General features: G+C 69.3%; 12 protein-coding genes. 6 read left to right on the top strand and 6 right to left on the bottom strand.

All coding sequences use genetic code 11. The annotated features are described in order from the left end of the window. The first annotated feature begins 33 nt into the window (after positions 1–33). The 3 genes from G6N45_RS23075 to G6N45_RS23065 all read left to right on the top strand — a co-directional run bounded on the left by G6N45_RS23075 (position 34) and on the right by G6N45_RS23065 (position 2,551). On the top strand, positions 34–408 hold the full coding sequence (locus G6N45_RS23075; RefSeq protein WP_163725218.1) for a nuclear transport factor 2 family protein: 375 nt from the start codon (positions 34–36) through the stop codon (positions 406–408). 80 nt (positions 409–488) lie between these two features. Then, positions 489–1,523, top strand: a complete 1,035-nt coding sequence (locus G6N45_RS23070) for a TIGR03857 family LLM class F420-dependent oxidoreductase (protein WP_163728939.1) — start codon at positions 489–491, stop codon at positions 1,521–1,523. Next, complete coding sequence (locus G6N45_RS23065; protein WP_163725215.1) at positions 1,520–2,551, top strand: LLM class F420-dependent oxidoreductase; 1,032 nt, start codon at positions 1,520–1,522, stop codon at positions 2,549–2,551. Before G6N45_RS23070 ends, G6N45_RS23065 begins: the two co-directional genes overlap by 4 nt. A 68-nt stretch (positions 2,552–2,619) precedes the next feature. Here G6N45_RS23065 and G6N45_RS23060 read toward each other — a convergent pair whose 3' ends face one another. The 4 genes from G6N45_RS23060 to G6N45_RS23045 form a co-directional block, all read right to left on the bottom strand. Beyond that, a complete protein-coding gene (locus G6N45_RS23060) occupies positions 2,620–2,757 on the bottom strand; it encodes a CstA-like transporter-associated (seleno)protein (RefSeq protein WP_246228770.1) in 138 nt (45 codons plus the stop codon). Further along, positions 2,757–5,063 carry a carbon starvation CstA family protein gene (locus G6N45_RS23055; protein ID WP_163725211.1) on the bottom strand — a complete coding sequence of 769 codons (2,307 nt, stop codon included), beginning with the start codon at positions 5,061–5,063 and terminating at the stop codon, positions 2,757–2,759. The genes G6N45_RS23060 and G6N45_RS23055 overlap by 1 nt, the downstream gene beginning before the upstream one ends. A 99-nt stretch (positions 5,064–5,162) precedes the next feature. Further along, complete coding sequence (locus G6N45_RS23050) at positions 5,163–6,731, bottom strand: ATP-dependent DNA ligase (RefSeq protein ID WP_163725210.1); 1,569 nt, start codon at positions 6,729–6,731, stop codon at positions 5,163–5,165. 34 nt (positions 6,732–6,765) lie between these two features. After that, positions 6,766–8,283 (bottom strand): molybdopterin-dependent oxidoreductase, encoded by a 1,518-nt coding sequence (locus tag G6N45_RS23045; RefSeq protein ID WP_163725207.1) that lies wholly within the window; start codon positions 8,281–8,283, stop codon positions 6,766–6,768. Between the two features lie 114 nt (positions 8,284–8,397). Between G6N45_RS23045 and G6N45_RS23040 the strand changes: the two genes are divergently transcribed. From G6N45_RS23040 to G6N45_RS23030, 3 genes are all read left to right on the top strand, one after another. Continuing rightward, complete coding sequence (locus G6N45_RS23040) at positions 8,398–9,165, top strand: SDR family NAD(P)-dependent oxidoreductase (protein WP_163725204.1); 768 nt, start codon at positions 8,398–8,400, stop codon at positions 9,163–9,165. 68 nt (positions 9,166–9,233) lie between these two features. Then, complete coding sequence (gene poxB, locus G6N45_RS23035; protein WP_163725201.1) at positions 9,234–10,970, top strand: ubiquinone-dependent pyruvate dehydrogenase; 1,737 nt, start codon at positions 9,234–9,236, stop codon at positions 10,968–10,970. Between the two features lie 66 nt (positions 10,971–11,036). Continuing rightward, on the top strand, positions 11,037–12,089 hold the full coding sequence (locus G6N45_RS23030; protein WP_163725197.1) for a phosphotransferase family protein: 1,053 nt from the start codon (positions 11,037–11,039) through the stop codon (positions 12,087–12,089). Between the two features lie 3 nt (positions 12,090–12,092). Here the strand turns inward: G6N45_RS23030 and G6N45_RS23025 are convergent, their stop codons facing one another. Next, positions 12,093–12,863 (bottom strand): sulfite exporter TauE/SafE family protein, encoded by a 771-nt coding sequence (locus tag G6N45_RS23025; protein ID WP_179965227.1) that lies wholly within the window; start codon positions 12,861–12,863, stop codon positions 12,093–12,095. A gap of 93 nt (positions 12,864–12,956) precedes the next feature. Then, a complete protein-coding gene (locus G6N45_RS23020) occupies positions 12,957–13,220 on the bottom strand; it encodes a WGxxGxxG family protein (protein WP_057147625.1) in 264 nt (87 codons plus the stop codon). Positions 13,221–13,541 lie beyond the last annotated feature (321 nt).

Raw genomic sequence — 13,541 nt, 5'->3', positions numbered from 1 at the left:
TCAGTGCGGCCGTCCCCAGTTGGAGGTGTCTCGATGACCCGTACCGCCCGCGACGTGGTGGAACAGTACAACCTCGTGGTCTGGAACCAGCGCGACGTCGCCCTGGCCGGGGAGCTGCTCGGCGAGACCGTGATTCGGCACGAGGTGGGCGAGGTCGTCACGCTGACGCATGACCAGGCGGTCACGCGCGTGATCGACCATCTCGCGATGTTCGAGACGATCCGGTTCGATTTACACCTGGTGGTGGCCGGCGACGACGGCGAGCATGTGGCGGTCGTCTACCAGTCGCCGATGCGGCTCGAGGACGGCATGGAGACCACCATCGGGAGTATGGAGATCTTCCGGGTCGTCGATGGCAGGATCACCGAGGTCTGGAACTGCGGCTACAAACAAGGAGTCTGGGCGTGAATACGGCGGGCAGGAGCGAAGCGACCCGGGGAGATGGCGGCGCGGCGGGCAGGAGCGGAGCGACCCGGGAAGGCAGAGAGGTGCTCGACGAGCTGGGCTTCTACCTGCTGGCCGGCGCGGGCGGCGACGGCCCCGCCGGACTGATGGACGAGGCGCGCCGCGGCGAGGAACTCGGCTTCGGCACGGGTTTCATCTCCGAGCGCTGGAACGTCAAGGAAGCGTCGTCGCTGACCGGTGCCGCACTGGCCGTCACATCGCGGATGCGGATCGCCACCGCCGCCACCAACCACAACACCCGGCATCCGCTGATCACCGGGTCGTGGGCGACGACGATGCACCGGCTCTCCGGGGGACGGTTCACCCTCGGCATCGGACGGGGCATCGCGGCGATGTACAACGCGTTCGGCGTGCCGGCCGTGACGACCGCGCAGATGGAGGACTTCGCGCAGGTGATGCGCAGGCTCTGGCGCGGCGAACTGGTTTTCGGCCACGACGGCCCGATCGGCGAGTACCCGCTGCTCTTCCTGGATCCCGACTTCCGCGAGGACATCCGGCTCGCGATCGTCGCGTTCGGCCCGCAGACCCTGGCGCTGGGCGGCCGGTTGTTCGACGACGTCATCCTGCACACCTACTTCACCCCCGAGACGCTGCAGCGCGCCGTCTCGACCGTCAAGGACGCTGCCGAGCAGGCGGGCCGCGATCCGGCCGACGTGCGGGTGTGGTCCTGCTTCGCGACGGTGGGGGATCACCTGCCCGAGGAGCTGCGGCTGAAGAAGACGGTGGCCCGGCTGGCCACCTACCTACAGGGTTACGGTGATCTGCTGGTCGGCACCAACGGCTGGGATCCGGCTGTGCTGCAACGCTTCCGGGACGATCCGGTGGTGCAGTCGATTCCGGGAGGTATCGACCACAAGGCCACCGCCGAGCAGATCGAGCACATCGCGACGCTCATTCCCGACGAGTGGCTGGAACCCGCGGCGACCGGCTCGGCGCAGCAGTGCGTCGACCGGCTGCGTCAGGAGTTCGACCACGGCGCGGACGCGGTGATCATGCACGGCGCGACGCCCGACGAACTCGAACCGATCGTCGCGGCCTACCGCGGGTCCGACCGTTGACCGCAGGCGCAGTGAAGGTCGACGCCGCCGTCGTGGGACAGCTGGCACAGGTACCCGAGGGGGCCCGCACCCTCGAGCGTCGGGGCTACGACGGATGCTGGACGGCGGAGATCAACCACGATCCGTTCCTGCCCCTGACGCTCGCCGCCGAACACACCAGCCGGATCGAGCTGGGCACCAGCATCGCGGTGGCGTTCGCGCGCAACCCGATGACCGTGGCGCAGATCGGGTGGGACCTGCAGGACTATTCGCGCGGCCGGTTCCTGCTGGGGCTCGGCTCCCAGATCAAGCCGCACATCGAGCGACGGTTCAGCATGCCCTGGGACCGTCCGGTGGCGCGGATGCGCGAGTTCGTCGCGGCGATGCGGGAGATCTGGACGTGCTGGCGCGACGACGCCCCGTTGCGCTTCGAGGGCGACTTCTACACTCACACGCTGATGACGCCGATGTTCACGCCCCCGGCACACGGGCACGGCGACCCCCGCGTGTTCCTCGCCGCGGTGGGTGACCGAATGACCGAGATGTGCGGCGAAGTCGCCGACGGGCTTCTCGCGCATGCGTTCTCGACGGACCGGTATCTGCGCGAGGTGACGATCCCGACGCTGACCCGCGGATTGGAACGGGCGGGCCGGCAGCGTACCGACATCGAGGTGGCCAGCCCGCTGTTCGTGGTGACCGGTCACGACGAGGCGGAACTGGCCGCGGCGGCCGTCGGCACCCGCAAGCAGATCGCGTTCTACGCGTCCACCCCGGCCTACCGGGGCGTGCTCGAGGTGCACGGCTGGGGCGATCTGCAGACCGAGTTGCACAGGCTGTCCAGAGAAGGCGACTGGGATGTCATGGGCTCGCTGATCGACGACACGATGCTCGACGCGTTCGCCGTGGTGGCGCCGATCGACGAGGTGGCCGGGAAGATCCTGGACCGGTGCGCCGGGGCGATCGACCGCGTGCTGGTCGGGTTCCCTGCAACCGTGAACGAGGGCGAGATCGCCGAGCTGACAGCGACTCTGCGCCGCGGCGCCCCGTGAGGGAGCGCCGAGATCGACGAAAAGGCTTGCGCGTCTCGCGCTTTCCCGCCCGGACGTCGGTTTGGGCGTCAGCAGCAGCGGACGCCGGGGTTGGCGTCGGTGACGGCGTGCCGATGCCGCCAGTACTCGCTCTCCGACATCACCGCCGCGCCCGGATGCGCGCGTGCCCGATGCTCCACATACCGCCGGTAGTGGTCGTCTCCCATCAATGACCGGACGTACCAGCTGACTTGACCGATGGCCCGGCGTGCTCCCGCGGTAACGCGTCCCACTGCTTCTGCACCTCCTTCTCGGCGGCGGTGACGAACATGCCCGACGGGGCGAACATCCGCGACGGGACGGGCTCGTCCTCGGCCAGCGGTGCGCCCTTGCCGCGAATCGCTTTGAGCGCCATCACCGCACCGGCTGCGAAGACGATCAGCACGAGCACCGCGAAGACGATCGACAGCGTGCCCTGGATGAAGGTGTTGCGGATGACGGCGTCGAGCTGGCCGGCGTTCTTGGCCGCCCCGAACGCGGTCTCGCCGGCGTCCTTGGCGTTACGGTAGGAGAAGTGCTGCGTCCAGTATCCGACCTTCGGGTCGCCGGAGAAGATCTTCTGCCACGACGCCGTCATGGTCACGACGAGATCCCACATCAGCGGAATACCGGGTATCCACGCCCATTTCAGCTGACCGCGCTTGATGATCACCACGGTGACCACGGTGAGCGCGATCGCGGCCAGCAGCTGGTTGGCGATGCCGAACAGCGGGAACAGGGTGTTGATCCCGCCCAGCGGGTCGGTGACACCCATGAGCAGGATGCTGCCCCACGCAGCGACGACGATCACGCTGCACACCCAGGCCCCCACGCGCCAGCTCGGATTGCGCAGCTTCTTCAGCGGGCCACCCAGGTTGCTCAGTCCGTCGGACAGCATGAACCGTGCCACGCGCGTCCCGGCATCCACCGTGGTCAGGATGAACAGCGCCTCGAACATGATCGCGAAGTGGTACCAGAACGCCTTGAGCCCAGTGCCGCCGAACACCTGGTGCAGCACTTCGGACATGCCGAAGGCCAGCGTGGGCGCGCCACCGGTGCGCGACACTATGCTTTCCTCCCCGACGCTGCGGGCGGCCTCGTCGATGTCCTGCGGACTGATCGGCGCGCCCGAGAGCCCGAGCCCGTTGACGTAGTCTGCCGCGCTCTGCGCAGTGGTGCCCGTCGAGGCCGTCGGGGCGTTCATCGTGAAGTACAGGTGCTGGTTGAGGATGGCGGCGGTGATCAGCGCCATGATCGCCACGAACGACTCGGTCAGCATGCCGCCGTAGCCGATCAGCCGCATCTGGCTTTCCTTCTCGAGCAGCTTCGGTGTCGTGCCGGAGGAGATCAGCGAGTGAAAGCCCGACAGCGCGCCGCAGGCGATCGTGATGAACAGGAACGGAAACAGGGATCCGGCGAAGACCGGACCGGTCCCGCTGGCGGCGAACGACGAGATGGCGGGCGCCTCCATCACGGGGCGGGCGATCAGGATGCCGACCGCCAGCAGGGCGATGGTGCCCACCTTCATGAAGGTGGACAGGTAGTCGCGCGGCGCGAGCAGCAACCACACCGGCAACACCGAGGCCGCAAGGCCGTAGAGGATGATGCACCACGACAGGGCCACCTTCGACAGCGTGAACCACTCGACACCCCAGGAGGTTTCGGCCACCCAACCGCCCGCGACGACGGCGAGCAGCAACAGGGCCACCCCGATCACGGAGACCTCCGACACTCGGCCGGGCCGGAGGAACCTCAGGTAAAGGCCCATGAAGATCGCGATCGGGATCGTCATCGCGATCGAGAACACGCCCCACGGGCTCTCGGACAGCGCGCCCACCACCACCAGCGCGAGCACGGCCAGCAGGATGACCATGATGACCAGCACGCCGACGATCGCGGCGATGCCGCCGACCACGCCGAGTTCGTCACGCGCCATCTGCCCCAGCGAACGACCCCGGCGGCGCACCGAGATGGACAGCACGAGATAGTCCTGGACGCACCCGGCGACGACGGCGCCGATGATGATCCAGATCGCTCCGGGCAGGTAGCCCATCTGGGTCGCCAGCACGGGACCGACCAGCGGGCCCGCGCCGGCGATCGCGGCGAAGTGGTGGCCGTAGAGCACCCGCCGATCGGTCGGCATGTAGTCGGTGCCGTTCTCGAAAACCTCGGCGGGCGTGGCGATGTCGTCGCGCGGCCGCACCACCTTCATCTCGATCAGCCGGGCGTAGAAGCGGAAGCCGATGACGTAGGTGCAGATCGCGGCGATCACGAACCACACCGCGTTCACGGTCTCCCCGCGGAAGAACGCGATCATCGCCCACGCCAGCGCCCCGAGCACAGCGACGACGGCGAAGATGATCTTGTGTTTCGTGGTGATCGGCGACCGGTCGATGACCGCGACCGGCGGCAGGTCCTTGTCCGTCTTCACGTAGGTGATGTCACCGACGGATTCTTCGATGCGCCCTGACGGTGCGGCAGTGGGTGTGGCCATGATCCTCCGAGTCCCTCCCTCGTCGGCTCGACGCGCGTGCCTCGTGTCGATACTCGCACCGGACGATCCGGTCCCGGTGCGGAACCCCCGTTTCCAGACTCAGGTGGACCGGTCGTAGTGGGCGCGCACGGTGTCGACGGTGTCGGCTTCGGCGGCTGTCTTGTCGTCCCGGTAGCGCAGCACCCGGGCGAAACGCAGGGCCATGCCGGCGGGGTAGCGCGTCGAGGTCTGGATTCCGTCGTAGGCGATCTCGACGACCTGCTCGGGACGTACCCGCACCACGTACCCGTCGGTCGGACTTGTGCCTGATGTCGCGGCTGGCGCCGCTCCGTCGGCCAGCTCGAGGAACCGCTGCGTCTGCCAGTCCAGCATCTCGTCGGTCATACCCTTGAACGTCTTGCCGAGCATCTGCCAGTCGCCGGTCGCGGGGTCGCGCGCACCGAGATGGATGTTCGACAGCTTGCCGGTGCGCCGGCCCGAACCCCACTCGACGGCCAGCACCACCAGGTCGAGGGTGTGCACCGGCTTGACCTTCAGCCAGCCCGCGCCGCGGCGCCCCGCCTCGTACGGGGCGTCGGCCGATTTCGCCATCACCCCTTCGTGGCCCGCCGCGAGTGTGGCGTCGAGGAAGCGCTGGGCCTCGTCGGGGTCGGAGGTGACCAGCCGGTCGACGCGCTGGTGGCCGGGCACGATCGCCGCCAGCGCCGCGCTGCGCTCGTGTGCCGGACGGTCGAGGAGGTCGGCGCCGTCGACGTGGAGCAGATCGAAGAAGAACACCGACAGCCGCTGGTCGCCCGGACCGGCGCCGCCGCGGCGGCCGAACCGCGACGCGGTGACCTGGAACCGGTGCGGGCGCCCATCGGGTTTGAGCGCGATCGCCTCGGCGTCGGCGATCAGGGCGTCGACCGGGAGTGCCAGCGTCGCGTCGACGACCTCGGGCAGTCGCGCGGTCACATCGTCGAGGCTGCGGGTGAAGATGGACACCGACTCCCCGGCGCGGTGGATCTGCACGCGCGCGCCGTCCAGCTTGGCCTCGAAGACGGCGGCGCCGCCGAGTCGCTGCAAAGCATCGCCGACGCCGGTGGCCGTCTGGGCGAGCATCGGGCCGACGGGCTTGCCGACACGCAGCGTGAACTGCTCGAGCGCCTCCTGCCCGCCTGTCATCGCCGCGGCGGCCACCGCGGGCAGATCACCGCCGAGCATGGCCGCCCGCCGCACCCCGGCGGCCGGCAGACCTGCGGCGGCGGCGACCGCGTCGGCCATCACCCCGACGAGCGCTCCCTGCCGGAGTTCCCCGCCGAGCAGCTTGCGCAGGAACGTCTGCTCGACGTCGGTGGCCGCGGCGAACAGCCGGCCCAGCAGGTCGGCGCGGCGGGCCTGCGACCCCTTCCCGGCGGTCGTCCCGATCTCGGTGAACAGCGCCTCCACCTCGTCGACGGTGAGCCGAGGTTCCAGGGCGGGTGCGGGCAGCGAACGCAGTGCGGCCCAGCCCACCCCGATCTGTCGCTGGGTCAGCTCGCCCGAGAGCCAGGACACCACGACGGCCACCGCGTCGGCGTCCTCGGCGGCCGCGTGGCGCAGCAGTTCGCCGAGGCGGGCCGTCTTCGCCAGCCGCGACGACGACGCGGCCACGTCCGCCGACGCGCGGGCGACGTCTACCAGGAGCACGTCGTCAGACTGGCACGGGCCACCGACAGCCGACTCACGTGACCTTGAACGTGATGGAGTGCCAGCCCGTCGCGCCGTCGGGGACGGGGTCGGCACGATCGGGGGTCTGGGTGTAGCCGGTGTTGTCGGTGGCCCGGACCGTGATCTTGTGGAAGCCCGGACCGGCCGCCTCCCAGTCGAAGCTCCACAGCCGCCAGGTGTCGTTCGAGTAGGAGGCGCCGAGAGTGGCCTGCTGCCAGTCCCCGTCGTCGATCTGCACCTCGACGGTGCGCACGCCCCGGTTCTGGGCCCAGGCCACCCCGCCGAACGTGACGGGGCCGACGGGTACGTCCTGGCCGGCGCGCGGGACGTCGATGCGCGACTCGGTCTTGATCGGACCGCGCGGCGCCCAGCCCAGCTTGGTCCAGTACGCCTCGGCACGGTCGAATCGGGTGAGCTCGAGGTCGACGACCCACTTGGTGGCCGACACGTAGCCGTACAGACCCGGCACCACCAAGCGGGCCGGGTAGCCGTGCTCGATCGGCAGGGGCTGGCCGTTCATGCCGATCGCCAGCAGGGCGTCGCCGGAGGTGAGTGCCTCGACCGGGGTGCCTGCGGTCCAGCCGTCGACGGAGGTCGACAGCACCATGTCGGCGCCGGCATCGACCCCCGCCTCGGCCAGCAGATCCGCGACGCGGTAGCCGGTCCACACCGCATTCGAGATGAGCTCGCCGCCAACGGGGTTGGAGACGCACGTCAGCGTGACCACGCGTTCGACGACGTCGAAGCGATCCAGGTCGGCGAAGCGCAGGTTCACCTCGCGATCGACCATGCCGTGGATCCGCAACTGCCAGGCCTCGCGGCTGAGCTGGGGGACGCTCAGTGCGGTGTCGATGCGGTAGAAGTCCTCGTTGGCGGTCACGAACGACGGCAACGCAACGTCTTTCGGCTGCACCGCGTCCGGTATCGCCGCCGCGGGCCGGGCGACGCGGGGGAGCGCGAACGCGCTGCGGTCGCCGGAGACAGAGGACGCCAGCCGGGTGATCACCACACCGGCCACGCCGCTGACCGCGCCTGCCGCCAGCAGTCCCAAGGTGACCAGCGAACGGCGCCGGCCCGCGTCGGGGGAGTCGATGGAATCGCGATCCCGCAACCGGCGCGAGATCAGCAACCGCAGCGCGGCGACCCCGCATACGACGCCTGCCAGCGTGGGGATGACGTCGACGGCGGTGGCGCCGGCCCGCGACAACACCGCGGCGCAGCCGACGGCCCCTGCCGCGACGATCATCGCGCTGCCAAGCGGGCGCCGCGGACCCTCCAGAATTCCCGCGAGGGCGGCCAGCGCGGCGACGACGAGCAGCACCGCGATCGAGAGCACCATCTTGTCTGCGGTGCCGAAGGTCTGGATGGCCCATTCCTTGACCGGCCCGGGCGTCAATTGGATCACCGCGGAGCCGACGGCCGTCCGCACGTCGGCCTGCGGACCGAACGCCGCGCCGACCAACTGCGCCACACCCACGGCGACGGCGGCGGCGGCGACACCGCCCGCAGCCCGGGCACCCAGCGTGGTCATGGCGCCAAACTACCGGCGCAGCGAACCCGAAACCCTTACCGATTCGTGTCATCCGCTAGGTTGCTTTACAGATTGACCACAGAATGCAACGTTGGTCGACGGAAAGGGAACCAGATGGAGATCGAGGGCAAGAAGGCCGTCATCGTCGGAGGCGCGTCCGGATTCGGCCGCGCCACGGCCGAGGCGCTGGCCAAGCGGGGCGCGAGCGTGGCGGTGCTGGACCGTCCGCAGTCCAACGGCGCCGAGGTGGCCGACCAGATCGGTGGCACCTTCCACGCCGTCGACGTGACCGACTTCGACGGCACCGAAGCGGTTCTCGATCAGGCCGTTCAAGGTCTCGGCGGCCTGCACATCGCCGTGACGACCGCAGGCGGCGGGCTCGCCGAGCGCACCGTGAAGAAGGACGGCCCGCACAGCCTGGAGTCGTTCCGCAAGAGCATCGACCTGAACCTCATCGGCACCTTCAACATCAGCCGCCTCGCCGCCTGGCACATGTCGAAGAACGAGCCCGTCGACGACGAGGCCGAGGAGCGCGGGGTCATCATCAACACCGCCTCGATCGCCGCCTTCGAAGGACAGATCGGACAGGTGGCCTACGCCGCGTCCAAGGCCGCCATCGCCGGCATGTGCCTGACGATGGCACGCGATCTGGGCAGTCTCGGTATCCGGGCGCTCGCGATCGCGCCCAGCCTGTTCGCCACCGGCCTGACCGAGGGTATCCCCGACGAGTTCGCCGCCGTGCTGACCAAGGACGCCGCGTTCCCCAAGCGCCTCGGCAAGCCCGAGGCGTACGCCAAGCTCGCCGTCGCGATCGTCGAGAACCCCATGCTCAACGGGCAGTGCCTGCGGCTGGACGCGGGCCAGCGTTTCGCCCCCAAGTGAGTGTGATGTCGGCGCGGTTGCCGGTCTCCGAGAAGCGACGACCACGCCGACATCACTAGGGTCGTGGTGTGGCTACCGTCGCTGATCACGTCATCACCGCACTGCACACCAGCGGGGTCCGGCGCGTCTACGGGCTGCCCGGCGACAGCCTCAACGGTTTCACCGACGCGCTGCGGCGCTCCGGCGAGTTGTCCTGGGAGCACGTACGACACGAGGAGACCGCCGCCTTCGCCGCGGCGGCCGACGCGGCGCTGACCGGAGAGCTGGCGGTGTGCGCCGGCAGCTGCGGTCCGGGCAATCTGCACCTGATCAACGGCCTGTTCGATGCGCAGCGCAGCAGGGTGCCGGTGCTCGCGATCGCCGCACACATCCCGCGCGCCGAGATCGGGTCGGAGTACTTCCAGGAGACCCATCCGCAGGAGCTGTTCCGGGACTGCAGTGTCTACTGCGAACTGGTGAGCACCCCTGAGATGCTGCCGCGAATCCTGCACATGGCCATGCGGGCGGCGGTCGAGGAGCGCGGCGTGGCCGTCGTGGTCATTCCCGGTGAGATCTTCCTGCAGAAGGCCGCTGCGACGGCATGGCAGTCCCGACCGGTGCGCGCCGCCCGGGCGGTGACCCGCCCGGACGACGAGTCGCTGCGACAGGCCGCGGCCATCCTCGACGCGTCGCAGGCCGTCACCATCCTGGCCGGTGCGGGAGTCGCCGGTGCGCACGACGAACTCGTCGCGCTCGCCGACGTCTTGAAAGCGCCTGTCGTGCACGCGTTGCGGGGTAAGGAGTACATCGAGTACGACAACCCGTTCGACGTCGGGATGACGGGACTGCTCGGTTTCGCGTCGGGATACAAGGCGATCAAGGAATGCGACACGCTGCTGATGCTGGGAACCGACTTCCCGTATCAGCAGTTCTTTCCCGACCATGCGCGGGTGATCCAGGTCGACGTCCGCGGTCGCCACCTCGGCCGGCGCGCCCCGCTGGATCTCGGTCTGGTCGGCACGGTGGCAGACACCGTGGCGCCGCTGAGATCCCTGCTGCGGCCCAAGAGCGACACCGCCCATCTGGAGAGGTCGCTGCGGCACTACCGCAGGACCCGCAAGACGCTCGACGAGCTCGCCGTCAACGATCGCGACCGCACCCCGATCAGGCCGGAATACGTTGCGGGACTGATCAATCAGCTGGCCGCCGATGACGCGGTGTTCACCGTCGACGTCGGATCCCCGGTGGTGTGGGCGGCGCGATACCTTCGCATGAACGGCCGACGGCGCCTGATCGGTTCGTTCAACCACGGCACCATGGCGTGCGCGCTGCCGCACGCGATCGGCGCACAGACCGCGGCGCAGGGCAGGCAGGTGGTGGCACTCGCGGGTGACGGCGGGTTGGCGATGCTGTTCGGCGAGCTCATCACGCTGATCCAGAACCGGCTGCCGGTCAAGCTCGTCGTGTTCAACAATTCCTCGCTGAACTTCGTCGAACTCGAGATGAAGGCCGCCGGGATCGTCAACTACGGCACCGATCTGGTCAACCCGGACTTCGCGAGTGTGGCTCGGGCGATGGGGATCTTCGGACGGCGCGTCGAACAGCCCGCGGACCTGGAGCAGGCCCTCGCCGACGCGTTCGCCGTCGACGGACCGGCCGTCGTCGACGTCGTGACCGCGCGCCAGGAATTGTCCATACCGCCTGCCATCACCGCCGAGCAGGCCAAGGGCTTCTCCCTCTATGCGATCCGCACCATCCTCGCCGGGCGCTCGGACGAACTGCTCGACCTCGTCACCACCAACGTGGCGCGCCGCATCCTCGACTGATCGTGCCCGTCGTTCGAGCAGAGAATCCGTGCGTCGGCGCTCACCTCACCTGACACTATGGCGGTCATGCCAGTCGAGGTGATGCTGACCGACGCCGAGACCGACGCGTTGCAGTCCTGGATCCGCCGGATCGGGCTCGGATCGACCGTCTCCGATGTCACTCCGCTCACCGGCGGGTCGCAGAACATCGTGGTGCGGTTGTCGGTCGACGGCCGGCCGATGGTGCTGCGACGCCCGCCCGAGCATCCCCGACCCACCAGTGACAACACGATGCGCCGCGAGATCGCGGTGCTGACGACCCTCGCAGGCTCCCCGGTTCCGCACCCCGAGTTGATCGCCGGCTGCGAGGATCTCGACGTCCTCGGTGTCGTCTTCTATCTGATGGAGGCCATCGACGGTTTCAACCCGGGCACCGAGATCGATGACGCGTACGTTCACGACCCGGGGATGCGCCACGACGTCGGGCTCTCCTACGCGGCGAGCCTCGCCGCACTGAGCACGGTGCCGTGGGAGGGTAGCGCGCTGGCGAAGCTCAAGCGCCCGGGTTCCTTTCTCGCGCGGCAGGTTCCGCAGTTCATGCGCCTACTCGAGAGCTACCGACATGACCGCTACGCGCCGGAGTCGTTCCCGTCGGTCGCCGGTCTCGCCGAGTGGCTCGAGGCCCATCGCCCGCCGGACGCGGACCCGGCCATCATGCACGGCGACTGCCACCTCAACAACGTGCTGCTGCGCCGCGATGTCCCGGAGCTGGCGGCGTTCATCGACTGGGAGATGTGCACCATCGGCGACCCCTTGCTCGATCTGGGCTGGATGCTGGTGTGCTGGCCCGACGGACCGAACCCGATCGATGCCGGCGCCGCGCTGGCCGCCCTCGGTGGGTTGCCCACCAGGGCAGAGTTGCTCACGGCCTATCGCGATGCCGGGGGGCGATCCACCGACCGGCTGGACTGGTATGTGGCGATGGCCTGCTTCAAGCTCGGCATCGTGATCGAGGGGACCTGGTCGCGTTACCTGGCGGGGCAGGCCAGCGCGGAGGCCGGAGAGCGGCTGCACGCCTCGGCGGAGAACCTGATCGAGCTCGGAACGCGGGTTGCTCACGGCGACAACGTGTTTGTGTGAGCGTCAGCGGTAGGTGTCCCACCCCAGCTTGATCGCCAGCGCCAGACCGGCCAGCCCGATCGCCGCCCGCATCGGTCCCGCGGGCGCGTGGCGCACCACAACGGGTCCCAGCCGGGACCCGAGCAGGCATCCGATGCCGAGCGCCGCGACCGCGGCCCATTGCACCGGCGCGACGATCGCGAACACCACGGCGGCGCTGCTGTTGGAGGCGCCGAGCACGACGTTCTTGGTCGCGTTGGCGTGTGCCAAACTCGTTGTGCCCGAACGCAACAGCAACGCCAGCAACAGAACACCCGCGGCCGCTCCGAAATAGCCGCCGTAGACACAGATCGCCGCGATCGCGGCCGTCTCGGCCAGCAGACCGAAGAGCTCGCGTCTGCGGCCGTGCTCGGCGTCCGCCCGCGCCCGCACCGGCAGCAGGATCGCCACGGCCGCCACGCCCAGCAGTAACGGCACGGCCCTCTCGAAACCCTCGGCCGGGGTGGACAGCAGCAGCGCCGCGCCTGCCACTCCGCCGAGCACCGCGAACGGCGCGATCCGGGCGAGCCGACGCCCTTGTCCCGCCAGTTCCGGCCGCGAGCCCCACACCGACCCGACGCCGTTGAACACCAGGGCGACGGTGTTGCTGACGTTGGCGGTCACGGGCGGCAGGCCCACGACGAGAAGAGCCGGGTAGGTCGCCACCGAGGCCAGCCCCGCGATGCTTCCGGTCAGGCCCCCGAGGATGCCGGCCGCGACGAGCAGCACCGTCTGCGACCACGACACCGGGCTCATTGTGCCAACCGGGGACCGGATCGGCAGCGACGCGCCGTCGGACGCCGAGCCCCGCCAGGCTGGCGCGCTGGCGGGGCTGGACGTGCGGGGTGATCAGACGCGCGGCGGATTCACCGTGCCGGTGGTGCGTGCCGTCGGGTGATCGACGTCCTTGCGGCGCTTCAGGCCGGCCAGCCCGATGAGGCCGAGGAGACCTGCCAGGCCCCACAGACCGGTGTCGTCGCCGTCGTCCTGCGTGGCCTCCTGCGCGACCGTCGTGGTCGACGCGGGCGCGGCGATCTCGGTGGCGTGCGCCACTCCGGCGCCGCCGAACATCAATGCCAGCGTGGTGGTGCCGATGGCCAGAGTCTTTCGCATGTCTACCCTCCTGTATGGGCAGCGGTGGTCGCTGCCGGGCAAAGAACTAGCCATCCCGGCTGAAGGCAAACCTCTTCGCTGATAGCCGGTGAGGGTGCGGAAAGTCCCGTGCATGGTCCCGCCGACCACGTGACCTGGAGTTTTCGATCTGCCGACGTTCGGCATCACCCGAGGGCCCATACGCTCGTATTTTCGTTTGCGGTACCGCGACTTCGCGTCGCGGATGGCCTTGCCGGTGTCTGCGGCGGCCGTATGCCCCTGCAGTCGCTGTGCTTTCGCCGAGCCGCAGAACGTGGCGATCTCGCAGACTCTGCGCTATAA

This window comes from Mycolicibacterium psychrotolerans, from assembly GCF_010729305.1.
In the GTDB taxonomy this organism is placed as follows: Bacteria; Actinomycetota; Actinomycetes; order Mycobacteriales; family Mycobacteriaceae; genus Mycobacterium; species Mycobacterium psychrotolerans.
This window is presented reverse-complemented; position numbering and strand designations above follow the sequence as displayed.